Below are 23,466 nucleotides of genomic sequence, written 5' to 3' on the forward strand. Positions count from 1 at the left end.
CGGGACTTCCTGCTGGTGCAGTGCAATAAAGCGCACTATTGCAGCTTTCGACCGACCCGCACAGTGGCCAGTGTCCCTAGCTGATCTTCCGGCCCGGAACGCCGGATCAACTCTCGATACGGGGGGTGCCTTTCCTCGGTGCCGGGTGCGCCGGATCCGACCAAGTGACGCGCAGGCTGACTTCGGACTGGCCGTCCTCGCGTCCCCCCTTGATGCGTACGGTCATCAGTCCGCCGGTCTTCAGCACCAGTTCGTCATCGTCGTCGCCCAGCGTCAGCTCGCCCTTCGAGAACCCCTTGGCCAGCGCCGTCAGAAGGGTCTTGATGGATTTCGCGTCCTGAAGCGACTCGTGCTTGAAGCGCCCGTTCGAACCGGCCATGCGGTGCCTTTCGTCTCAGCTCATGCGATCCGGGGCGAAATGCTTGGCCCGCGGATAGTCCCGGCTCAGACCGATCACATCTCCGCTCGGCAAGATCAAGGTCGCACCGGCGCCGATCCCGTCGAGGCCCTCCAGCCGGCGCGAGGCGCGGTCCAGCGTCACGTCGCCTTCTAGGTGCAAAAGGCCGCATTTTGCGCGCAGCCGCTGGCCCTCGTGGTTGTTCACGTGCCCCTGCACGACCATGTGGATCCCCGCCCGGTGCAGCGCGGTGACACCGGCTTCCGTCAGATCGCCGTCCGAGGCGCGGTACTTGGTCCGCACAAGGTTCGCGAGCGGGCCGAAGTAGAACCCAAGCGAGGCCCGCGCACCTTCCGCGCGGTAGCGGGCATTGACCGCCTCGGGGCCGCCGGTTGCCAGCAACGCGCACATCGCGTCGCACAGACCCGCGTGAACGAAGAGGATCGAGCCACTCCGGCTGACCACGTCCATCCCGTCGTAGAACCAGGCATAGGCGCCGCCGGACTCGAAGAAGACCTCGTGGCATTTCAACGCGGCGGCCAGGATCTGCCGGTGGTTCAGGCCCGATCGGACGCACTCCCGGTCGAACTTCTCGAGCTTTTCCTCCAGCTTGCGAACTTCCCTGGCGATCACCGCCGGGCGCAGGTCCGCCCCTGCGGCGGCAGCGAAGCGGCTGGGCCAGTCGCGGCGCGGCAACAGCCGGTCGCGGCAGGCGGCGTCGTCCGGCAGGTCGGCCATGTCCTCGGCGGTGACGAACCGCTCGTAGACCTCACGCAGGGCGGGCAGGATCTTGCGCCCCATGCGCGCGAACAGATGCTCGTTCAGCGCCGAGCGCGGACCGCGCAACGCGGCAATCGCCATCCGCATCCGCAAGTCGTGGTTACCCGCAAGGATGTGCAGATCCGCCCCTGTCGCCCGCACCGCGCCCAGCGCATCAAGCAGCGCGAGGTTGCTCGGACCTTTGTCGAGGCTGTCGCCACCCAGGATGATCCGTGCCTGTCGCCCGAAACCGGTCAGCGTTATCCGCGCGCCATCGCGGCGGATCACTCCGGCGGCGATCAGCGAGCGCAGGAAGCCTTCGGCATCTGCATGAGGGTCGCTGACGAAGATCGTCGGGCGCTCGGGCCAGCGCCAACCGCCGTGGCGGCGGGCTCGGTCGAGACATTCCGAGATCTGCGGATGCGTCCCGGCGCCGGGCCAGGGCTCGATCTCGCGCGGCAGATCGGGCAGGCAGGCGTCCGCGTCGAACACCGGCGGCAGAAGATCGGCAGCAGAGCCGTGGCGATGGTAGGCGTGATCCAAGACGCGGCCTTTCGCTGGGGCCGGCTCAGTCGATCGGATCCTCCTTCGGGGCCCTCACCTTCCAGTCGCCGGCCAAGTGCAGCCATCTATCATGGGGTCCATGACAGAACAGTAACGGTTCGGCATGGTACATGGAGTAGCGGGCGATATCGTCACGGCTCAGCAGGCCCAGATGATGGCTGGCGTGACGGAAAGACGCGCCGTGGCCGACATGCACGGTCAGTAGGCCCGGCTCGGCGGTGGCCTGCAAGTGCCGCGCAACACGTGCCCCGGCCTCCATCAGGCTCTCCGCGCCTTCCAGCGGAAGGCGGTAGTCGCTGTCCGCCTTCCACCCTGCGGGCGGGACGTCGTAGCGGGGATCGTCGCGCAGCACGGCCTCGATCTCGGCGACGGTCAGATTGGCGGCACTGCCAAGGCCCCGCTCGGCCAGATCGGATGTCTCGGCGATACGCTGAACCGAATGCCCAAGCGCCGTCAGCCGGTCCGCGATCTCGGCGGCCGTCTGCCAGGCGCGCAACTGCCGCGAGCTGTGGATGAACGGCGCAAGACGCAGCCCGCGCTCGTCGATCATCCGGGCCAATGCCTCGGCCCCGGCCCGCGCCTGCGCGATGCCCTTCGACGTCAGGGCAAACGGCTGCCGGGCCGAGGGCACGCCAGCCCGCTGGTGGTAATCGCCGTGGCGCAACAGCGCGACATGGGCCTCAGCCATCGAAGATCCGCCGCCCCTCTGCCGCGAGCGCGTCGAAGTCGATCCGGCCCGAAACCTCGCAGACACGCACCGCCGCCAGCGCCTGCAGGTATGGCGCGGGATCGGGCGCGTTTCCGTTGGGCTCGAAGCTGCCGTCGGGGCGCTGATAGAAAGGCCCCGGGCTTTTCATGATTGCCGACAGCAGGTCCGGACGCGCGTCCAATGCGACCTCGGTCACGGAAGTCGGCGCGTCGCTGTCATGGCTCCAGTTCAGAACCCAGAAATCGGTCAGCGCGGCGGCATAGTGAACACGGCCGGGGCCATAGACCTCGGGGATCAGCAGGTCGTGCTTCTCTTCAAGCGACCAAAGCGCGTCGGCAGGCATCGCCAGAAGTTCCGCGCGGCGCGCAGGCGCCAGCATATCCTGTAGGCGCGGATTGCCGAGGATCGTACCGGGGTTGATGCGCGGATGCTTCGGAATACCCAGCATCCGCGGCGGCGCACCGGCCTGCACAAGGACACGGTCGTTCGAGACAAAGGACACACCGTCGACGTCCATCATCCGCAGGATCGAGGTCGACTTGCCGCCCCCCGAAAGCCCGGAAATCGCCAGCCCCCGCCCGTTTCCGGTTACCGCCGCCGCATGGCACAACTGCCAGCCTTCGCGCAGGCATGCGTTCAGGATCTGCGTGTTGATGAAGTTAATGACCGTGCTGACGTTCGCCTCGAGCGGACCCCAGGCGATCGCCGCTTCAGGGGCCTGCAGGAACGTCACCCCGCTGCGGACCTTGCGCACCAGCCGGGCGTCGTCGAGATCGCGAATGGCGTCCTTGCGCCCGCTCTTGCCGCCCTCGCGCAGCCAGTCGGTCCACTCCGGCTCGGGGGTCAACGTCTGTCCCGGCAGCAGCCGCACGGTGATCCCGCCGGGCGTATCGCTGAGCGCGTCCGCGAAATAGGCGACGAGTTCCGCCCGCAGCGTGCCGGGACAAAGCACCGAGACGCCGACATGCCCGACCGACAGGTGAAACGGCTCCGCCGCCTCGGCGGGGGTGAGGTCCAACCGGGCAAGCACATCCCCCGCACACCTCATGCCGACACCTCTGCCAGAACATGCTCGGCCACCAGCGCTGCGGCATCGATGCCGCAGCCCTTCTGCGCACCCGAGTAACCGCCGAAGGCCGAAACCTCGAACACGATCGGCCCATCTGGCGTCAGCGCAATATCGACCGTGGTGAAGGTCAGCCCGAACGGGGCCTGTGCCTTGCGGCCCAGCTCGATCAGCGCGGCGTCAGGCTCGAACGGGGCGTATCTGCCGCCCGAGTGGATCGTGGTGTTCCAACTATCCGTCTGGCTGACCCGCGCGTAGGTGCAGATATACTCACCGTTCAGGAACACCATGCCCAGATCATGGCCGGACAGATCGGCCTTCTTCTGGATGTACATCACCGGGTTCGCCGCCTTGAACGCGGCGATCTGCGCCTCGGCATCGGGTGCGTCGCGGTCCAGCAGCACCATGCCCCGCGCCTTGGTCGAGAACAGCGGCTTGAATACCGCCGAGCCGTAGCGCGCCAACGCATCGCGGGCGGCGGAAACATCCTCGGTGATCGTGGTCGGCGGCATCGGCACGCCGGCGGTCGACAGCGTGACCGTGCAGGCCAGCCGGTCCATCAGGCGCAGCACCCGATCGGCAGAGCTGAAGATCCGCACGCCGCGCGCCTCGGCAACGCGCAGCATCTCCAACCGGTCAAGTGCGTCGGGGCTGTAGTCCTCGGCCACCTTCTTCAGCACCAGCCCGTCAAGCGCCGCAAGGTCCACGCCGTCGCACAGCAGCGTCCCCGCCTCGAGGTCCAGCGTCACGCGGCTCATATCGATGACCTGCCGATAACCGGTGCGCGCGGCGAACGCTTCGGCCAGCGCTTCGGTCGACCATTTTCCTGGGGTGCCGATGACCCCGATCCTCTCAGTCACTGAACAGCATCCTTATGGGCAGTCTGAACCGCGGCTCCTTGCCCTTGGGCACGGCAAGCGCGGTTTCCAGGATATAGCGGGCCCGCAGCATCATGCGGCGCGCGTGTTTCTCGTCGACCACGAACCGTGTGGAACTGGCAAAGCTGCGCGCCAAGCCCAGCGCCAGCCGGTACTCGAAGGTCGGATCCTTCTCGCGGCGGGCAAACTTGGCGGCCGTGTCGTGCATGTCGATAGCGACCTGTGCGATCCGCGCCCGAGTGCCCGCGTCGAGCACCTGCAAACGGTAGTTCGAGACCATGAACACCGACACGTCCTGCACGTAATCCATGTAGCGCGAGCGGTGCAGGTCGATGAACCGGATCTTCTTCGCCCCAGCATCGTAGATCACGTTGTCGAGGTTGAAATCGCCGTGGATGTAGACCGAAAACGGCGCGGCCAGTTTCTCCTCGCGCCTCGCGGCGGCGCCCACAAGCGCGTCAAAGGCTTGCACGGCCACCCCGTTCACCGTCCGCGGCCCGTGATCGAAGCGCGGGTGCAGCCGGTAGACGTCCTTGATCCGCTTCGACAGCTGCTCCATCGCGCGCATCTCGGCGGGCTCGTCCGTGCGCGTCTGCCGCCAGATGTCCCGCACGGTCTTGTGCAGGGCCTTCTGCGCCGCCGCCAGGGCCGCATCGCTGCCGCCCAGAACGATGTCCTCGAACACCTCGCCGTCGAGATGCTCGATCAGCAACGCCGCCGAGGCGCCACGTTTTTCGTAAGACAGGATCTCGGGGGCGAGGCCGGGATAGACCGAGTTCCAGCTTTTCACCCCGACCCGCTCTTCTTTCACCTTGCGCCGGTCGCCGTCCTTGAACACCGCCGAGACCGTCTCGCCCTTGCGGTTGCTCATGCTGACCGACGAAATCGCGCTGCCCGAGCGGGTCTCGGCCAGCGGCTGCAGCTTGATGTCCTCGTCGCGGCCGACCCCGGCCAGCACGCTGCGCAAGGTGAAATAGCGCTCGAATTGCACCGACTGGCCGATGTTGATCGACAGGATCGCCTCGCTGATCGCCCGAAGCGCTTCGCCCATGCGGTGTATTTCGTTCAGCGCCAGCAGGCCGTAGGCAAGGTCCTCGGTGTGCCGGGTGCCCTGCATGTCGCGGGTGTAGGTGCGAAACAGACGGTCGTGGAAAACCTCCAGCTCGGCGCTCGACTGGCCGATCTGCACCGCCAGCTTGCTGTTGCCGGTCTGGAGCGCCTCGGAGATGCCGGCGACCGAGCCGCGCACCATCTTGACCGGCGCGACGTAGGCGTCCGCCCGCAGCAGCTTGCGCCGCTCGACCCGTTCGGCATGCTCCACTGCCCGTCGCGACAGCCGCGAGATGAGGTCGAGGTTGCGCGCGATCGTGTCCACGCCCTGCAACTGCAGCTGCCGGTCCTCGCCCTTCCTGCCGCGCATCATACCGGCAAGGCAGGCCTTGCGGACCCGGCCCGACAGGTTGTGCGCATAGCCCGCCCGCTGCACCAGCCGCAGCGCGGTCTCGCTCTCGGGTGCCCTGAAGTAATCGCGCAGCCGCGTCAGCTGGCCGTCGAGTTCGACCAGCAGGAAGGACATGTTCTCTTCGACGGCGTCAGGGAGTGGCACTGATCAGCTTTCCCAGATGGATCGGCGCCTCGGCCAGCGTGAGCGCACGGTCATAGCGCGGAAAGAACTGTCGTCCGGTCTCGGCCGGATCGGTCCAGATCGTCGCGACCTGCCGCTTGTCGGGCTTGGCCCCAAGGCTCGGCTTGTAGCTTTCAGGGACCGTGCAGGCGAACAGCGTCTCGGTCAGAAAGCGGGGCTTTGCGGGGTCGGTGCGCCAGACGTCGGCGACGTGCAGCACATCGTGGATATCGGGCTCGATGCCGATTTCCTCGAAGCACTCGCGCAGCAGGCATTCCTGCATCGTCTCGCCGACTTCCTGCCGGCCGCCGGGCAGGGTCAGGTAGCGCTTCCCGGCCTTCTTCTTGACCTGGACCAGGACCAGCGGCCCCTTGCGGATGACAGCGCGGACGGCGGGGCGTATGAAGGCGTCGGAAACCATGGCGCCTTATGCGCCGGGAATTGTGTAAGTTCAAAAACAGAATCGCATTTTTCGCCCGACCCGGACCGGACCTGCCATGACCAAGATACGGATCGAGCGCGAATTGCGCCTGCCCGACGACCTGCGGGTGAGCCGCGCACAAAGCACCCCGCACCTCGGCCCGCGCATCCTGTTTTTCAGTGGCGGTAGCGCGCTTAATGGCATCTCGCGGCAGCTGAAGCGCTACACGTTCAACTCGATGCACCTGATCACGCCCTTCGACAGCGGCGGCAGCTCGCAGATCCTGCGGCAGGCCTTCGACATGCCCGCCGTGGGGGACCTACGCAGCCGGCTGATGGCGCTGGCGGACGAGACGGTGCTGGGCCAGCCCGACGTCTACGCGCTCTTCAGCCACCGGCTGCCCAAGGACGCGCCCAACGACGAGCTGCGTGACCAGGTCGCGAGGATGATCGCCGGAAAGCACCCGCTGATCGACGCCATCGCCAAGCCGATGCGCCAGCTGATCCAGTCGCTTCTGGGCAGTTTCGCCGATGAGGTCCCCGAGGATTTCGAGTACCGCAACGCCAGCATCGGCAACCTGATCCTTGCGGGCGGCTACCTCAGCCACGGCCGCGCCTTGGAGCCGGTGCTGTTCCTGATGTCGAAGATGGTCGATGTGCGCGGCACCGTGCGGGCCGTGGTGGACGAGAACCTGCACCTCGGCGTCGATCTTGCCGACGGGCGGCAGATCGTCAGCCAGCGCCTGATCAGCGGCAAGGAGGCACCGCCCATCGACAGCCCGATCACGCGCTGCTTCATGAGCGACGGCAAGCACGAGTTGAAACCCTCGGACGCGCCCCTGCCGAAGCGAAACCGCAAACTGATCGAGCAGGCGGACGTGATCTGCTATCCGCCGGGCAGCCTCTATTCCAGCGTCATCGCCAACCTGCTGCCCGCCGGGGTTGGCAAGGCAGTCGCAAAACGCAGGGTGCCCAAGGTCTACCTGCCCAGCCTCGGCACCGACCCTGAAGCACTCGGCCACGACCTTTCCGACCAGATCGAGGCGCTGGTGACACCACTGCGCGCCGACGCGGGCGAAGAGACCGCCGCGGCGGATTTCGTGACCCATGTGCTTTGCGACGACGCCTGGTCCGATGCCGACTGCGCCCGCGTCATCAAGCGCCACGGGATCCCCTGCCACCGCCTGCCCCTTCGCGCGGCAGAAGCGCCAAAGTACGACCCCGCCGCCGTGGCGCAGATCCTCGTTTCGCTCGACTGAGCGCCTGCGGCTAGGCCCCGGACCAACCGGGACGGCGGCCCACCTTTTCGATCAGGAAGTCCATGAATACCCGCGTCTTCGCCGTCATCACGTTCGAGCGCGGATAGACCAGCCAAAGAACTGAACGATCGTTCACCTGATGGCCGGGCAGCACCCGGACCAGCTCTCCCGAGGCCAGTTCCCGCTCGACGTTCCACAGCGAGTTGATCGAGATCCCCGCCCCCGCGAGCGTCGCGATCCGCTGCGAGGCGCCGTCGTCAACGATTGTCACGCAGCGCATCTTCCCCGGATCCAGCGTCCATGTCGCGCCCTCGGCGTCGATCATCTCGCGCGGGGTCCGCTCCGCCCAGGCGATCAGTTGGTGGCCGTCCAGATCCTCGGGCCGTTCGGGCGCACCGTGGGCCGCAAGGTACGCCTTCGAGGCGCACAGGACACGCGCATCGTCCGCCAGCTTGCGCCCCTTTAGGCTGCTGTCTTCCAGCGGGCCGCTGCGCAGCGCCAAGTCGAAGCTCCCCTCAATCAGGTCGAAACGGGTGTCCGACAGCCGCAGGTCCAGCGTCATGCCGGGATAACGTTCGTGGAACTCCGGCAGCAGCGGCATGATGTAAAGCTGCGCGAAACTGCTGGGTGCGGCGAAGCGCAGGTTGCCCGTTGGCACGGCCTCCCCCTGGCCCAGCGCGGCAATCGCGGCATCCTCCTGCGCCAGGATCTCGCGCGCATAGGGCAGGAACTCGGCCCCTTCCAGCGACAGCCCGACCTTGCGCGTGGTGCGGTGCAGAAGCTCGGCACCCACGGTCTGCTCCAGCTTGGCCAGCCGTCCGCTTGCCACCGCCGGCGCCATGCCCAGCGTCCGCCCGGCGGCGCTGATGTTCAGCTTCTCGGCAGCAAGGACGAAAAGGCGCAGGCTCTCCGTGTCCATGATTATATCCGTATCCCGAATTTTCTTCCCGATTTTCTGCCGATTTTTCCCGCATCCGCAAGGGATATGTCCGCACTGAACCGCAACAACACCCGTGAAGCCGTTATGCTCCAGACAGCCGACAAGACATTCGCGCCGCTGAACCGCGGCTTCAACACAGTGTTCCGCCCGAACCGCCTGAGCGTTGGGTTCGTAGTCCCGATCGAGGCCTACCCCGGCAGCGCCGTGCCGCAGATGTCCGATCACCTCCGCAGGGTGCGGCGCGCCGAGGCGCTTGGCTTCTCGGCCGTCTGGCTGCGGGACGTGCCTTTCGACGTGCCCAGCTTCGGCGATGCAGGGCAACTGTTCGATCCGTTCACCTATCTCGGCTATCTTGCCGGGCAGACCTCGCGCATCGCACTGGGGGTCGCCAGCATCGTGCTGCCGCTGCGCCACCCGGCCCACGTCGCCAAGGCCGCCGCCAGCGCCGACGTCCTGTCGGACGGTCGCCTGATCCTTGGCGTCGCTTCCGGCGACCGCCCCGAGGAGTACCCCGCCACCAACCTGCCTTTCGAGGATCGCGGAACCCGCTTCCGCGACAGCTTCGACTATATCCGCCGCATGGCCGAGACCCGCCCGCGCTTCGGCAACGGCTTCGGCCAGCTTGATGGCAGTCTCGACATGCTACCCAAGCCCACCGGCAGCCGCCTGCCCCTGCTGGTCACCGGCAGCAGCCTTCAGGACCCCGAATGGGCCGCCCGCAACGCCGACGGCTGGATGACCTATCCGCGCCCACTGCAAGTGCAGGCTCAGGTCATCGCTGACTGGCAGGCCCGCGTCGCCGCCGCCGGAGAGCCGCCCAAACCGGTGCTCCAGCCGCTCTATATCGACCTTGCGCCCGAGGCCGACGCGCCCCCGACGCCGATCCACCTGGGTTTCCGCTCGGGCGTGAAGGCGCTCGGCCAGTATCTCGAGGCGGTGCAGCAGACCGGCGTGAACCACGTTGCTCTCAACCTGCGCTTCGCAAGCGGAGATGTTGACGAGACACTGGAACGGCTGGCGGAAGAGATCCTGCCCCGGTTCGCCTGACCAACCGGATTCGGGTCAGATCCTGCATGACTCTCCACTGAATGCACGATTTGACCCACTGGTTGGCGTTTTTGCCGCTCAAAGACTGAAACTTTTCACCCCGCAGCGCAATATTCGGGGAAGTCATTTGCCCCAGCCCAGGTCATCCTCACCGGATCGTTCAAGGATTGCCCCCCGGAGGATTGATGTCCCTGCTCGCCGAATTTTCCCGCAGCCTGGCTGGTCCCGACCCGGTCGCGACCCTGCGCGCCGGCCTGATTGGCGAGAGCGCGGTGATGGACGGTCCCTACGGACCGAAGCCACTGGTCTACGCGGACTATGTCGCCTCGGGCCGGGCGCTGGCGCAGGTCGAGGACTTCATGCGTGACCGCGTCCTGCCGTACTATGCCAACAGCCACACCGAAGCCTCCTATTGCGGAGCGTTCAGCACCCGTCTGCGCGAGGAAGGCCGCGCTGCCATCGCCCGGCTGGTCGGCGCGGGCGAGGGCTACAGCACGATCTTCACCGGCTCGGGGGCGACCAACGGGCTGAACCGCATCGTAGGCCTGCTGGACATTCCGGGCGTCATCGCTTCCGGCCAGCGCGCGGTGATCCTGGTCGGCCCCTACGAGCATCATTCCAACCTGCTGCCCTGGCGCGAATCCGGTGCCGAGGTTGTCGAGATCCCCGAGGCCGCAACCGGCGGCCCGGACATGGACGCTCTGCGCGACGCGCTCGAAGCGGCCAGCGGCGCTGCATTGGTCGTCGGGGCCTTCTCGGCAGCCTCGAACGTCACCGGGATCCTGACCGATACGCGCGCGGTCACGCGGCTTCTGAAGGCGCACGGCGCGCTGGCGATCTGGGACTACGCCTGCGGCGCACCCTATATCGCAATGGACATGGATAAGGGCACCGACGCACAGAAGGACGCCATCGTGTTCTCGGGCCACAAGTTCCCCGGCGGCCCTGGCGCCTCGGGCGTGACGGTGATCCGCGACGCCATCGCCCGCCGCGCCACGCCCACCCTCCCGGGCGGCGGCACCGTCAGCTTCGTCTCGCCCTGGGGCCACACTTACTCCGAAAGCCTGGCCCACCGCGAGGAAGGCGGCACGCCCAATGTCGTCGGCGACATCCGCGCGGCGCTGGTGATGCTGGCCAAGGACGCGATCGGTCAGGACCGGCTCGACGCCCGGCTGGCCGAGTTGCGCGCCCGCGCGTTGACCGTCTGGTCGCGCAACCCAAGGCTGGAAGTGCTCGGCTGCCCCGAAGCCCCGGCCCTGCCCATCTTCTCGTTCCGGGTCCGCGACGGCAAGGACGGCTACATCCACCACCAGTTCTTCACCCGTCTGCTGTCGGACCTGCACGGCATTCAGGCGCGCGGCGGCTGCGCCTGCGCCGGCAGCTACGCGCACCGGCTGCTGGGGCTCGACCGCGCAGCCTCGGACGCGACCTTCGCCGCTCTCGCAAAGGGCGAGGAAACCGAAAAGCCCGGATGGGTCCGGTTGAACCTCTCGGCCCTGATGAGCGATGAGAAGGCGGATTTCGTGATTTCACAGGTGGACGATCTTGCGCACCATGCCGCAAACTATCTATCCGATTACTATGTAGATATGACGACCGCACGTTTTGCGCCCCGCACCCCTGTACCGGAGATGATCGCCGAGTGAGCTCGCCCTTCCGTCACCCAGCCTTCCGCACCTTCTATGCCGCGCAGGTCCTGTCCCTGCTGGGCATCGGGCTGATGACGGTGTCGCTGTCGCTGAGCGCCTTCTCGTTCGGCGGCGTCGCGGCAGGGGGGTGGATCTTCGGCGGGCTGCTGGCGATCAAGATGATCGCCTATGTGCTCATCGCCCCGGTAGCCGAGACGCTGCTGGCGCCGCTGCCGCGCCGCGCGACGCTGGTCGCCATCGACGTCGTGAGGCTGGCGATGGTCGGGCTGATGGGGCTGGCAACCGCCCCGTGGCAGATCGGCCTGCTGGTCTTCCTGTTCTTCGCCGCCTCATCGGGGTTCACACCGCTCTTCCAGGCCACCCTGCCCGAGATGCTGCCAGAGGAAGAGACCTATACCAGCGCGCTGGGCTACTCGCGCGTGGCCTATACGTTGGAGGCGATCCTCAGCCCGATGATCGCCGCGCTCGCACTGACGCTGATCCCGACAAACGCGCTGTTCTTCCTGGCGGCGCTGGCCTTCCTCGGCTCGATGCTGGCGCTGGCTGCGACGGCGATGCCGGCCGCCCAGGCGGTGCGCAAGGCACCGTTCCTGAAGCGCGCCTCGAAGGGCATGACGATCTATTTCCGCACGCCCCGGCTGCGCGGGCTGTTCCTGCTGAACTTCGCCCTGTCGCTGGCGATGGCCTGGGTGATCGTGAACACGGTCGTCTACGCCGGCCTGCACCTGGGCGCGCCCGAGCGCTACTACACCCTGCTGATGAGCTGCTACGGCGGCGGGGCCGCCATCGCCGCGCTGATCGTGCCGAAGCTTCTAAAGAAGGGGTCCACCCGCAACGTGATGGCTGGCGGCGCCTACCTCTTCGCCGCGCTCGGCCTGCTACTACTCGCGCCGTTGCCACTTCCCGCGCTGGCGTTGCTTTGGGCGGGCTTCGGCGCAGCCTCGTCGATGTTGCTGACGCCCGGCGGGCTGGTGCTCGTCCGCTCCGCAGCGAGCGAGGATCGCCCGGCGATCTTCGCGGCGCAGTTCTCGCTGTCGCACGCGGGCTGGCTGGTCGCCTACCCGCTGGCCGGCTGGCTGGGTGCAGCGATGGACCCCGGCGCGGCGATGGCGGTGCTCAGCCTTCTCTCCGCGGCCGTCGCCACCTTCGCCCTGCGCGCGTGGCCTGCCGACGACCCGGCCGAGCAGACCCACAGCCACCCCGACCTTCCCCCCGATCACCCACATCTGCGCGCCCATCCGGCAAGCGGCGGCGCGCGGCGGCATGTCCATGCCTTCGTGATCGACGACCTGCACCGCGTCTGGCCGGGCCGCGCCACGGCGCAAGACGCCTGAGCCCCCCGACGCATGAAGACGCATGAAAAGGACCACCATCACGCCATGACGGACAGCACCTCTCCCCTGATCGACGGCAAGGGCCTTCCGGCGCTGGAAGCCCGCCTTCACGAGGATCTCAAGTTCCTCTGCTATCCCGGCAAGGACTGGGTGCCCGCCCGCGAGGTGGACGGCCAGCAGGTCGAGGATGTCGTCATCATCGGCGGCGGCATGTGCGGCCTCGTCGCCTGGCTCGGCCTGCGCACCGGGGGGCTGCACCGCATCCGCGTGCTGGACCGCTCTCCCACTGGGCTCGAGGGCCCCTGGCTGAACTACGCCCGGATGGAGACGCTGCGCTCGCCCAAGCAGCTGACCGGTCCCGCCTTCGGCCTCGGCCCGCTGACCTTCCAGGCCTGGTACCGCGCCCAGTTCGGCGCCGAGGCCTGGGAGAAGCTCGACAAGATCCCCCGCCCAATGTGGATGGACTACCTGCGCTGGTACCGCGATGCGCTGAACGTGCCGATCGAGAACGGCGTCTCGGTCGACCGGGTCGAGCCGCAGGGCGACATTCTGCGCCTGACGGTCTCGGGCGCGGCACAAGGCACGATCCTGACCCGCAAGCTGGTCATGGCGACGGGCCGCGACGGCACCGGCCGCCCGAACATCCCCGGCTTCATGCAGGGCCTGCCCCGGCACCTCTGGGCGCACAGCGCGGACGACATCGACTTCGACGGACTCAAAGGCAAGAAGGTCGCGGTGATCGGTGTCGGCGCCTCTGCCGTGGACAATGCAGCCGAGGCGCTTGAACATGGCGCGGCGGAAGTGCGCCACCTGATCCGTCGCCCCGAGATGCCGACGATCAACAAGATGATGGGCATCGGCAGCTTCGGCTTCACCTGCGGCTACGCGGAACTCTCGGACGAATGGCGCTGGCGCTTCATGCACTACAGCTTCGCCACCCAGACCCCGCCGCCGCACGGCTCGACCCTGCGGGTCAGCCGGCACCCGAACGCGCATTTCCACTTCGGCAAGGCCACCACTCGCGTGACCGAGGAAGGCACCGGCGTCCGCATCCACTTCGCCGACGGCACCAGCTACCTCGCGGATTTTCTGATCCTTGGCACCGGCTTCGTCACCGACCCCAAGCAGCGCGTCGAATTCGGCGAGGCGGCCGAGATGATCCAGCTCTGGCAGGACGTCTACACGCCCGCCGCGGACGAGGCCGACGCCGATCTGGGCCGGTTCCCCTATCTCAACCCCGACTTCACCTTCCGCGAGAAGGTGCCGGGACAGGCCCCCTGGCTGGCGAACGTCTACTGCTTCAACTACGGCGCGACGGCGAGCCTGGGCAAGGTCAGCGGCGACATTCCCGGCGTATCGGACGGGGCGGCGTGGCTAGCGCGCGAGATCGCGGCGAAGCTCTACGCCGAGGACGTCGATCAGCACTGGCAGGGGATGCAGGATTATGCGACCCCCGAGCTGACCGGAGAGGAATGGACGCCGACGGAACTGCCGTCGGAAGACGAGAAGAAAGGCAAGGTGGCGTGAGCGACATCTGGACGACAACCGCCGTCGCGGCGGGCGGCGCGGCCGAAGGCGGCCCCGCCTCGGGCGCGGTGACCCTGCGGGCGAACGTGATGGAAATGACCCAGACCGCCGAGGACGCGGTGCTGGCCCCCGCCGACCCCGGTGCCTGGCCACACGACCTGCGCGCCGCGCTGGCCGTCCGCATCGCCCGGCTGAACGCCGCCCCCGACGTCGCCGATCGCTACGCCGCGCGGATGCAGGGCAACGACTACGCCGCGCTCACCGACCCGGCCGAAACAGGCGAAGCGCTCGGCCTGTCGCATGTCGCCATCTTCATGGACAAGGTCGCCGCCAAGCCCCGCGACATCGCGGCCGAGGATATCTCGGTCCTTCAGACGGCGGGCGTCAGCGATGCCGACATCGTGCGCCTGTGCGAGCTGAACGCCTTTCTCGCCTATCAACTGCGACTGATCGCCGGGCTGAAACTGATGACGGGAGCGGTATGATGGCGAAGGTCGTGCACAAGTTCACCCGCAACGTGCCCCACTGGCAGCCGCGCGTGACCCCCGTGAACCTCGAAGAGGCAACCGAGGCGCAGCTGGAAGCGCTTCAGGTCACGCCCTCGAACACCAAGGTCTCCGACTACGTGTTGACGCTGGCCCATGACGTCGAGTCGCTGAAGGTGCGCTCGCCGCTCTTCAACGCGATCATGTACGACAAGGGCGGGCTGGGCCGCGCCGGGCGCGAGATCGGCGCGCTGGCCGCCTCGATGGTCAACCGCTGCATCTATTGCGCCGCCGTCCACGCCGCCCGCCACGCGCAAATGGAGAAAAGCACCGAACTGACCGACAAGCTGTTCGAGAAGGGCGAGAACGCCGACCTCGAACCGCGCGACCGGGCGATCTTCGACTTCGCCCGCAAACTCTCCGACTGCCCCTCGCAGGCCGATGCCGAAGACATGCAGGCGCTGCGCGACGCGGGGCTGGACGAGGACGAGATCCTCGACCTGATCCTGTCCGCATCCCTTTTCGGCTGGGCCAACCGGCTGATGCACGTCCTGGGCGATCCCGTCAGAACCGAGGTGGACGCATGAGCACCAAACAGATCCGCGTCGGCATCGCCGGCGCAGGCTCCATCGCCATGGCCAGCGCCGTACTGGTCGAGCGCAACGGCCACAAGGCGACGCTCTGGTCGCCCTCTGGCAAGGGCACGGCCGAGCTTGGCGGCGAGGGCGCGCTGGAAGCCGCCGGCGCGGTCGAGGGCCGCTTTTCGCCCGCCGTCGCCGATAGCGCTCAGGCACTGGCCGAGGGCGCGGACGTCATCCTGATCGCTCTGCCCGGCTATGGCCACAAGACGGTGATGGAGGCGCTTGCCCCCCACCTGCGCGAGGGCCAGCAGGTCGTCATCTCCTCCCATGCCTCGTTCGGCGCGCTCTACCTGGGCAAGCTGCTGGCGGATCGCGGCCTGACGCTGCCGATCACCGCCTGGGGCACCACCGCAGCCACCGGGCGGCGGCATTCGGGCACCCTCGTCAAGGTCAACACCGTGCGCGCCCGCGTCGACATGTGCACCGTCCCCGTGGACCGGCAAAACGAAGCGCTTACCACCTGCACGGCGCTCTTCGGCGAGGTCTTCGTGCCCCGCGACGGGCTGCTGGCGATCACGCTCTCGAACCTCAACCCGCAGAACCATATGGGTATTGCCCTGGGCAACATGACCCGGATGGAGCGCGGCGAGGACTGGAGCCAGGGCCAGAACGTCACCCCCAACGTCGGCCGCCTGCTGGAGCGCCTCGACGAGGAACGGCTGGCGATCGCTAAGGCGCTGGGGCTCGAGGTGAAAACCATCTTCGAGCACTTCCACCAATCCTTCCACGTGCCCGTCGCCTCGATCTCCGACATGAACCAGCAGATGCACGAGGAAGGCAACGGCGGCACCGGTCCGGCCACCGCTGACAGCCGCTACGTGACCGAGGATGTGCCCTACGGCTTGTGCCAGACGGTCGTGCTGGGTGAACTGGCGGGCCGCCCCGCAGTGCTGCACCAGGCCGGCGTCGACATCTTCTCGGCCATGTACGGGCGCGACTTCGCCGCCGAGAACACCCTTCTCGAAGCGCTGAACCTGCGCGACTATACGCTCGAGGACCTCGCCAATGCGGCCCGCACCGGCAGACTGCCGGAAAAGGCCGCGGCATGAATCGACAGGACCCGGCCGCAAGAGCCGGGAATACAAGATCCCCCGAAGACGACCAACAAGGAGTAACGACCATGTCCAAGCTGATCATCGACCGCCGCCGCTTCATCGGCACCGCGGCCGCCACCGCCGGTGCGCTGGCCGCCCCGACCTACATCCGGCCCGCCCGTGCCCAGGGCGGCGAGGTCAACGTCTGGACCTATGCCGACTTCGTCCCAGAGGACTTCAAGAAGCAGTTCGAGGCCGACACCGGCATCAAGGTCAACATCCGCCTCGTCGACGACCAGGGCAAGCAGTTCAACCTGCTGGCTGCCGAACAGCCGAACCCGACCGCCGACATCGTGACCGTCGCCGGTCACCGCTTCCTGCAGTTCATCGACAGCGAATTGCTAGCGCCGCTCGACACCGACCGGCTGTCGAACTGGGGCACGATCAACCCGGTCTACTCGGAAAGCGACTGGTCGACCATCAACGGCAACAAGTGGGGCGCACCGATCCTGTCCGGCATGGAAGTGCTGGCCTACAACACCGAGCGCGTGCCGGAAGAAGACACGAAAAGCTGGGAGCCGTTCTTCTCGGACAAATATGCCAAGCAGACCGCCTATGTGCTGCAGGACATGATGTCGATCGTCATGCTGATGCAGGGCCATGACGGCAACATGGTCGAGTACCTGAACGACCCGGACAAGGCGGCCGAGGTCGTCGCCCAGGCCCGCGACTTCCTGATCGAGAAGAAGCCGCTGGTCCGCAAGTACTACGACGGCGGCGCCGAGGTGCAGCAGATGTTCGTCAACCAGGACATCACCATGGCCTGCGCCTGGAACGGACCGATCGCGGCGCTGATGGCGGATGGCTTCCCGGTCGGCATGACCATCCCGAAAGAGGGCAGCTACGGCTTCGTCTACACCTACAACGTGGCCAATAACGCGCCCAATGCCGACAACGCCTACACCTTCCTCGACGCGATTCTGGCCTCGCCCGAGATCGGCGCGGCGATGACGGCGGCTTCGGGCTTCATCTCGACCTTCAAGGGCGCGGACCAGCACCTGACCGAGGCGCAGAAGGCGGCAAGCTCGTTCACCGAGGAAGAGCTGGCCGGCATGCGCTTCTTCCGCGCCGAGGCCAACGAGCTGAAATACGGCCTCGTCGATCCGGCGGTCGAGGCGATCAAGGCCGCCTGATCCCGCTACCCGGGAAATCACCCGGCGGCCCGGCTGATGTCGGGCCGCCGTCCCCCCGGTGGATTTCCGCAGTCCGGCAGAGGACACGCACATGACTGACCACGCCGCTCAGGCGAAGGCGGGACGCGACGTCCCGGCCAAAGACGACATCCAGGGCCGACCGACCTTCTGGGGCCGCGTCACCGGCAACGGCGCCTACCAGGCGCTGGTCTCGGCGATCTTCGCCAGCCCCCGGCGGCAGTTCCTGATCCTGGCGGCCTTTCCGCTGGTCTGGGTCGTGACCCAGCACCTCGGGCCGATGCTCCAGATGCTGAACGTCAGCCTGCTCAGCGCCTACCCGCTTGCCCCGGGCGAGGAAGCCACGCTGACCTTCGACAACTACCGCCGCTTCACCGCCGATGACGGGCTGTTCATGCAGCCGTTCTTCCGCACGCTGATCTACGGCGCGGTGCTGACCTTCGTGACGCTGCTCATCACCTATCCGGTGGCGTATTTCCTGGCCCGCCACGTCAAGCGCGACCGGCAACTCTCGCTGTTGCTGCTGCTGCTGATCCCGTTCTGGACCGGCGAGATCGTCCGCACCTACGCGATCATGATCCTGCTGGGCAACAACGGCGCGGTGAACCTGGCGCTGCAATGGCTGGGCCTGATCGAATGGCCGATCCCGTTCATGTACACGGGCTTCTCGGTCAGCGTCGGCCTGATCTACCTGACGGCGCTCTACATGCTGCTGCCGCTCTACTCCTCGCTGGAAAAGCTGCCCCGCAACTACACCGAGGCCGCCGCCGACCTGGGGGCGGGCGCCTGGACCCGGTTCCGCCGGATCACGCTGCCCCTGTCGCTCGAAGGCATCGGCTCGGGCTGCACGCTCGTGTTCCTGATCTCCATTGGCTACTACGGCACGCCGGTCCTGCTGGGCGGCCCGAACACCACGGTGTTCGCCGAAACCATCGCCGGCTTCTTCCACAACGCGGGCGACGAGTGGCCCACGGGCGCGGCCTTCGCCGTGATCATGTTCTTCACCGCCCTGGGACTGTCGGGGATCTTCACCCGCATCATCTCGGCTCTGCGCAAGGGGGACAGCAAATGACCCGCAATTCCCGCGTTCTGCTGTCGATCGTCTTCTGGGCCTTCGTGGTCTACCTGTTCGTGCCGCTGCTGCTGATGATCGTGATGGGCTTCAAGGACTCGAAGTTCATCGGCTTCCCGATCCAGAGCTGGACGCTCGAATGGTATCTGGGCGTGTTCGAGGATACCGAGGTCATCACGACCTTCTTCTACTCGCTGGCCATCGCCATCGCCTCGACCGCGATCTCGGTGGTCATGGGCACCTGGCTGGCGGTGCTGCTGACGGGCCGCAAGTTCCTGGGCCGCGGCGCGGTCTACGGGCTGATGATCCTGCCGGCGCTGGTGCCGGGGATCATCTCGGCCATCGCCTTCCGGATCTACGCCCGCCAACTGGGGATCGAACCCGGCATGGGCGCGATCATCTGGGCCCACGCGGTGCACAACGTGCCCTTCGTGACGCTGGTGGTCATGGCGCGCCTCTCGACACAGCCCAAAAGCTTCGCCGAGGCGGCCCGCGACCTGGGCGCCGACCCGCTGGTGACCTTCATCCGGATCACCCTGCCCTATCTGAAACCCGCGATCATCGGCGCCTCGGTGTTCTGCCTGCTGCTGTCCTTCGACGACTTCGTGCGGTCGTTCTTCCTGGGCAGCTACCAGCCGACGCTACCGGTTCTGATCTTCTCCAAGCTGCGCTCGGGCATGTCGCCGGAAATCAACGCGATCTCGACCATCGCTCTGATCCTCACGGCGGTGCTGGGCATCTGGGCCGAACGGTCCAGCCGGCGGATGAACAAGGAAAACTGACATGGCCGACACCAAAGACCCCATCGTCCGCCTCGACGGCATCTCGAAGCGCTTCGGCAAGACTACCGCGCTGCACGAACTGCACCTGAGCATCGCGCCGGGCGAGTTCGTGACCTTCCTCGGCCCGTCGGGCTGCGGCAAGTCGACAACCCTGCGCCTTCTGGGCGGGTTCGAGAAATCCGATACCGGGCGCATCCTGCTCGAAGGGCAGGATGTGACAACGCTTCCGCCCAACAAGCGCAACGTGAACATGGTGTTCCAGGACTACGCGATCTTCCCGCACATGACGGTCGCGCAGAACATGGCCTTCGGACTTGAGCTGAAGGGCATGGACCGCGCCTCGATCAACCGGCGTCTGAAGGAAATCATGTCCTTCCTGGAACTGGAGCCTTACGCGGACCGCTACGCCTCGCAGCTGTCGGGCGGGCAACGGCAGCGCGTGGCGCTGGCCCGCGCACTGGCCCCAGACCCGGCGCTGCTGCTGCTGGACGAGCCATTGGGCGCGCTCGACGCCAAGCTGCGCGGGCAGGTCCAGGTCGAGCTGAAGGCGATCCAGCGCCAGACCCACAAGACCTTCTTCTTCGTCACCCACGACCAGGACGAGGCGCTGACCATGTCCGACCGGATCGTGGTGATGAACGCGGGCCGTGTGGAACAGGACGGCACCCCCGAGGACCTCTATTTCCGCCCCGCCACCCGCTTCGTCGCCGAGTTCATCGGCGAGACCAACCTGATCGACGGCACCGTGCGTGGCATCGACCGCGACCGCTCCGAAGTGGTCATGGACTGGCGCGGGATCGAGCTGCGCGGCCAGGCCCCCTCGGGCGTGCCGACCGAGGGCCAGGACGTCACCGCCTCGCTGCGGCTGGAACGGCTCAGCTTCCACGAAGGCCGCCCCGACACGCCGAACGCCGTGCGCGGCCGGATCGTCAGCCGAACCTTCCTGGGCAGCCGCATGGCGGTGGATCTTCAGGTCGAGGACATGCCCGACGCCCGCCTGCGCGCCTTCACCGACCACGACACCACCTCGCGCGTCGGCGACGCCCCGGTCTGGATCGGCTGGGACAGCGAAAGCCTGTCGGTGCTGACACACTGATATCGGAGAGGGCCGCACCGCGCGGCCCCCGCCCCTCCCCTTGAAACCGATCCGCGCCCCGGGTCGTTGATCCCGCGACCGAAGCGGCAAAGGGGAATTGCATGGCCATCGTCATCGGCCTGGGGCTCGTGGCCGTCATGGGCCTCGCACATCATTTCAGCCTGCGCGTGCTCGAGCGGGTCAGCGGCTATGACCGTAACCAGCCCAACCGTACGATCCAAATCGTCTTTCTGGGCCTCTTGGGGATCCACCTGCTCGAGATCCTGGGCTGGGCCGCCGCCTACCGCCTGCTGCTGGAGCACCCCGCCTTCGACTGGCTGGGCGGACTGTCCGGCAGCTACAGCGGTTCGTGGAGCGACCTGGTCTATTTCTCGGGCATCCAGTTCACGACGCTCGGCTATACCGACATCAAGGCCGAGGGACCGATCCGGCTGGTGGCGCTGATGCAGTCGCTCGGCGGGTTCATGGTGCTGACCTGGTCGGCGACCTACATCTACTCGGCCTGGCAGCGGGCGTTTCGGCTCATCAACCGGCAGGAACAAGCGGACCGCGATCCGTGGGCGCGGCGGTCCGGTGCGGCACACCGCACCTGAGCCGCCCCCGGTCCGTCAGCCGCGCCGGTTCATCGCATCGCGCAACGCCGCACCCAGCGCGCCCTGACTGTCGCCGCTCGGCTTCGGGCCCCGGCCGTTGCCGCCGCGCGGCCCGCCCTTGGGCCCACCCTTGGACCCGCCTTTCGGCCCGCTGCCTGGCCGCCCCCGAGGACCAGCCTCGCGCCGGTCCTGCGCCGCCGAGGCGCCGCCGTCCTTGCGCATGGTCAGGCCGATCCGCTTGCGGGGAATGTCCACCTCGGTGACGGTGACCTTCACCACGTCGCCGGCCTTCACCACCTCGTGCGGGTCCTTCACGAAACGGTCCGCAAGCTGGCTGATATGCACCAGCCCGTCCTGGTGCACGCCGATGTCCACGAAAGCGCCGAAGGCGGCCACGTTGGTCACGGTCCCCTCCAGCACCATGCCGGGCTTGAGGTCGGTGATCTCCTCGACCCCGTCGGCGAAACTGGCGGTCTTGAAGCTCGGGCGCGGGTCGCGGCCCGGCTTTTCCAGCTCGGTCAGGATGTCGTGGACCGTAGGCAGGCCGAAGGTCTCGTCCACGAAATCCTCGGGGCGCAGGCCCTTCAGCGCCTTCTGGTCGCCCATGATCGAGCGGATGTCCCGCCCGCAGGCATCGACGATCCGCTGCGCCAGCCCGTAGGCCTCGGGGTGCACGGACGAGGCGTCCAGCGGCTCGGCCCCGTCGCGGATCCGCAGGAAGCCCGCGCATTGTTCGAAGGCACGCGGCCCCAGCCCCGCGACCTTCAGCAGGGCCTTGCGCGAGGGGTACGCCCCGACCGCGTCGCGGTGATCCACGATCGCCTGCGCCAGCGACGGACCAAGGCCCGAGACATGCGCCAGCAGGGGGGCGGAGGCCGTGTTCAGGTCCACGCCCACCGCGTTCACCGCGTCCTCGACCACCGCTTCCAGGGTCTGACCCAGGCGGCGTTGATCCACGTCATGCTGGTACTGGCCGACGCCGATGGACTTCGGCTCGATCTTCACCAGCTCGGCCAGCGGGTCCTGTAGTCGCCGCGCGATGGAGACCGCGCCACGCAGGCTGACGTCGAGATCCGGAAACTCCTTCGCCGCCAGTTCCGAGGCCGAGTAGACCGAGGCCCCCGCCTCGGAGACCACGACCTTGGTCGGCTTCGCCGTGCCTTCGGGCAGCAGGCGCAGGATGTCGGCGACCATGCGCTCGGTCTCGCGGCTGGCGGTTCCGTTGCCGATCGCGATCAGGTCAACGTTGTGACGGCGGATCAGCTCGATCACTTTGGCCTCGGTGCCGCGCAGGTCGTTTTTCGGCTGGAACGGATAAAGCGTCGCGGTCTCGACCAGCTTGCCGGTCGCATCGACCACCGCCGCCTTCACCCCGGTCCGAATGCCGGGATCGAGGCCCAGCGTCGCCCGCGCCCCCGCCGGGGCGGCCAGCAGCAGGTCTTTCAGGTTGCGGGCGAAGACGCCGATGGCCTCTTCGTGGGCACGCTTGCGCAGCTCGGCCATCAGGTCGACATACATCGACAGGCTCAGCTTGACGCGCCAGGTCCAGCCGGCAGCGGTGCGCAGCCAGCGGTCGCCGGGCCCGTCGCCCCGGATGCCGACCTGCGCGGCGACGATCTCTTCGGCGCGGGCGACTCCAGTCTCGGGGTCCGGGGCGATATCGACCGTCACCACCTCTTCCTTCGAGGCGCGCAGGATCGCCAGCGCCCGGTGCGAGGGGATGTCCGCCCACTTTTCGCGATGATCGAAATAGTCCGAGAATTTCGCCCCCGCCGCTTCCTTGCCCTCGATCACGCGTGCGGTGATGAACGCCTCGGCCCGCATGAAATCGCGCAGCCGGCCCAGCAGGTCCGCGCTTTCGGTTAGTTCTTCGGCCAGGATGTCCCGCGCGCCGTCGAGTGCGGCCTTCACCGTCTCGACCTGCTCGTTCAGATAGCCACCGGCAAGCGCCTCGGGTTCGGCCGTGCGGTCGTCCTGGATTGCGCGCAGCAAAGGCTCCAGCCCGTTCTCGCGGGCGATCATCGCCTTGGTGCGGCGCTTGGGCTTGTAGGGCAGGTAGATGTCTTCGAGCGTCGACTTGGTGTCCGCCTGATGGATCGAGCGCGCCAGCTCGTCCGTCAGTTTGCCCTGATCCTTGATCGACTGGAGGATCGTCGCGCGCCGGGCCTCGAGTTCGCGCAGATAGGACAGCCGGTCGGCCAGGGTCCGCAGCTGGGTGTCATCCAGCCCGCCGGTCGCTTCCTTGCGGTAGCGGGCCACGAAGGGCACCGTGGCGCCGCCGTCCAGCAGGTCCACGGCGGCGGTCACCTGGTTGGGGCGCGCGCCGATGGTCTCGGCGATATTGCGGGCGATGCGGTCGGCGGTGGCGTCCAAGGGGGC

Annotated in this window: 22 protein-coding genes; 13 read left to right on the forward strand and 9 right to left on the reverse strand. The window is 67.4% G+C overall.

All coding sequences use genetic code 11. The features are described 5' to 3' along the window. Nucleotides 1–106: 106 nt before the first annotated feature. From ACW9UR_RS07385 to ACW9UR_RS07415, 7 genes are read right to left on the reverse strand one after another with little or no spacing between them, the layout of a single operon-like run. A complete protein-coding gene (locus ACW9UR_RS07385; RefSeq protein ID WP_458916318.1) occupies nt 107–379 on the reverse strand; it encodes an amphi-Trp domain-containing protein in 273 nt (90 codons plus the stop codon). A 15-nt stretch (nt 380–394) separates the two neighbouring features. Further along, nucleotides 395–1,699 (reverse strand): metallophosphoesterase family protein, encoded by a 1,305-nt coding sequence (locus ACW9UR_RS07390; protein WP_458916319.1) that lies wholly within the window; start codon nt 1,697–1,699, stop codon nt 395–397. Nucleotides 1,700–1,724: 25 nt separating this feature from the next. After that, the gene (locus ACW9UR_RS07395; protein WP_458916320.1) at nt 1,725–2,408 is read right to left on the reverse strand and encodes a histidine phosphatase family protein; all 684 of its coding nucleotides are present in this window, start codon (nt 2,406–2,408) and stop codon (nt 1,725–1,727) included. Next, nucleotides 2,401–3,477: an HprK-related kinase B gene (locus tag ACW9UR_RS07400; RefSeq protein ID WP_458916321.1), complete on the reverse strand. Its 1,077-nt coding sequence runs from the start codon at nt 3,475–3,477 to the stop codon at nt 2,401–2,403. Before ACW9UR_RS07400 ends, ACW9UR_RS07395 begins: the two co-directional genes overlap by 8 nt. Then, complete coding sequence (locus ACW9UR_RS07405; RefSeq protein ID WP_458916322.1) at nt 3,474–4,355, reverse strand: GAK system ATP-grasp enzyme; 882 nt, start codon at nt 4,353–4,355, stop codon at nt 3,474–3,476. The genes ACW9UR_RS07400 and ACW9UR_RS07405 overlap by 4 nt, the downstream gene beginning before the upstream one ends. Continuing rightward, nucleotides 4,348–5,979, reverse strand: a complete 1,632-nt coding sequence (locus tag ACW9UR_RS07410; RefSeq protein ID WP_458916323.1) for a phosphotransferase — start codon at nt 5,977–5,979, stop codon at nt 4,348–4,350. Before ACW9UR_RS07410 ends, ACW9UR_RS07405 begins: the two co-directional genes overlap by 8 nt. Continuing rightward, the gene (locus ACW9UR_RS07415) at nt 5,966–6,418 is read right to left on the reverse strand and encodes an NUDIX domain-containing protein (RefSeq protein WP_458916324.1); all 453 of its coding nucleotides are present in this window, start codon (nt 6,416–6,418) and stop codon (nt 5,966–5,968) included. The genes ACW9UR_RS07410 and ACW9UR_RS07415 overlap by 14 nt, the downstream gene beginning before the upstream one ends. 76 nt (nt 6,419–6,494) lie before the next feature. Here ACW9UR_RS07415 and ACW9UR_RS07420 point away from each other — a divergent pair, with 76 nt between their 5' ends. After that, nucleotides 6,495–7,676 (forward strand): GAK system CofD-like protein, encoded by a 1,182-nt coding sequence (locus ACW9UR_RS07420; protein ID WP_458916325.1) that lies wholly within the window; start codon nt 6,495–6,497, stop codon nt 7,674–7,676. A 10-nt stretch (nt 7,677–7,686) separates the two neighbouring features. Here ACW9UR_RS07420 and ACW9UR_RS07425 read toward each other — a convergent pair whose 3' ends face one another. After that, nucleotides 7,687–8,595: a LysR family transcriptional regulator gene (locus ACW9UR_RS07425; RefSeq protein ID WP_458916326.1), complete on the reverse strand. Its 909-nt coding sequence runs from the start codon at nt 8,593–8,595 to the stop codon at nt 7,687–7,689. A 66-nt stretch (nt 8,596–8,661) separates the two neighbouring features. Between ACW9UR_RS07425 and ACW9UR_RS07430 the strand changes: the two genes are divergently transcribed. From ACW9UR_RS07430 to ACW9UR_RS07485, 12 genes are all read left to right on the forward strand, one after another. Continuing rightward, complete coding sequence (locus ACW9UR_RS07430; protein WP_458916327.1) at nt 8,662–9,663, forward strand: LLM class oxidoreductase; 1,002 nt, start codon at nt 8,662–8,664, stop codon at nt 9,661–9,663. Nucleotides 9,664–9,848: 185 nt separating this feature from the next. Continuing rightward, entirely contained in the window at nt 9,849–11,309 is a 1,461-nt protein-coding gene (locus ACW9UR_RS07435) for an aminotransferase class V-fold PLP-dependent enzyme (protein ID WP_458916328.1), read from the forward strand. After that, entirely contained in the window at nt 11,306–12,646 is a 1,341-nt protein-coding gene (locus ACW9UR_RS07440; protein WP_458916329.1) for an MFS transporter, read from the forward strand. The genes ACW9UR_RS07435 and ACW9UR_RS07440 overlap by 4 nt, the downstream gene beginning before the upstream one ends. Before the next feature lie 12 nt (nt 12,647–12,658). After that, nucleotides 12,659–14,173 carry an NAD(P)-binding domain-containing protein gene (locus tag ACW9UR_RS07445; protein WP_458916330.1) on the forward strand — a complete coding sequence of 505 codons (1,515 nt, stop codon included), beginning with the start codon at nt 12,659–12,661 and terminating at the stop codon, nt 14,171–14,173. After that, nucleotides 14,170–14,658 (forward strand): hypothetical protein, encoded by a 489-nt coding sequence (locus tag ACW9UR_RS07450; protein WP_458916331.1) that lies wholly within the window; start codon nt 14,170–14,172, stop codon nt 14,656–14,658. Before ACW9UR_RS07445 ends, ACW9UR_RS07450 begins: the two co-directional genes overlap by 4 nt. Next, the gene (locus ACW9UR_RS07455) at nt 14,658–15,245 is read left to right on the forward strand and encodes a peroxidase-related enzyme (protein ID WP_458916332.1); all 588 of its coding nucleotides are present in this window, start codon (nt 14,658–14,660) and stop codon (nt 15,243–15,245) included. The genes ACW9UR_RS07450 and ACW9UR_RS07455 overlap by 1 nt, the downstream gene beginning before the upstream one ends. Then, complete coding sequence (locus ACW9UR_RS07460) at nt 15,242–16,348, forward strand: NAD/NADP octopine/nopaline dehydrogenase family protein (protein ID WP_458916333.1); 1,107 nt, start codon at nt 15,242–15,244, stop codon at nt 16,346–16,348. Before ACW9UR_RS07455 ends, ACW9UR_RS07460 begins: the two co-directional genes overlap by 4 nt. Nucleotides 16,349–16,419: 71 nt before the next feature. Next, nucleotides 16,420–17,526, forward strand: coding sequence for an ABC transporter substrate-binding protein (locus ACW9UR_RS07465; RefSeq protein ID WP_458916334.1), 1,107 nt, complete (start codon nt 16,420–16,422; stop codon nt 17,524–17,526). A gap of 91 nt (nt 17,527–17,617) precedes the next feature. Then, nucleotides 17,618–18,616, forward strand: a complete 999-nt coding sequence (locus ACW9UR_RS07470) for an ABC transporter permease (RefSeq protein ID WP_458916335.1) — start codon at nt 17,618–17,620, stop codon at nt 18,614–18,616. Beyond that, complete coding sequence (locus ACW9UR_RS07475; protein ID WP_458916336.1) at nt 18,613–19,398, forward strand: ABC transporter permease; 786 nt, start codon at nt 18,613–18,615, stop codon at nt 19,396–19,398. Before ACW9UR_RS07470 ends, ACW9UR_RS07475 begins: the two co-directional genes overlap by 4 nt. Nucleotide 19,399: 1 nt before the next feature. Continuing rightward, the gene (locus ACW9UR_RS07480) at nt 19,400–20,494 is read left to right on the forward strand and encodes an ABC transporter ATP-binding protein (protein ID WP_458916337.1); all 1,095 of its coding nucleotides are present in this window, start codon (nt 19,400–19,402) and stop codon (nt 20,492–20,494) included. A 101-nt stretch (nt 20,495–20,595) separates the two neighbouring features. Beyond that, nucleotides 20,596–21,087 carry an ion channel gene (locus tag ACW9UR_RS07485; protein ID WP_458916338.1) on the forward strand — a complete coding sequence of 164 codons (492 nt, stop codon included), beginning with the start codon at nt 20,596–20,598 and terminating at the stop codon, nt 21,085–21,087. Nucleotides 21,088–21,102: 15 nt separating this feature from the next. On the opposite strand, the gene ACW9UR_RS07490 is transcribed toward ACW9UR_RS07485, so the two are convergent. Beyond that, the gene (locus ACW9UR_RS07490) at nt 21,103–23,460 is read right to left on the reverse strand and encodes a Tex family protein (RefSeq protein WP_458916339.1); all 2,358 of its coding nucleotides are present in this window, start codon (nt 23,458–23,460) and stop codon (nt 21,103–21,105) included. Nucleotides 23,461–23,466 lie beyond the last annotated feature (6 nt).

It is taken from the genome of Halovulum sp. GXIMD14794, assembly GCF_054457455.1.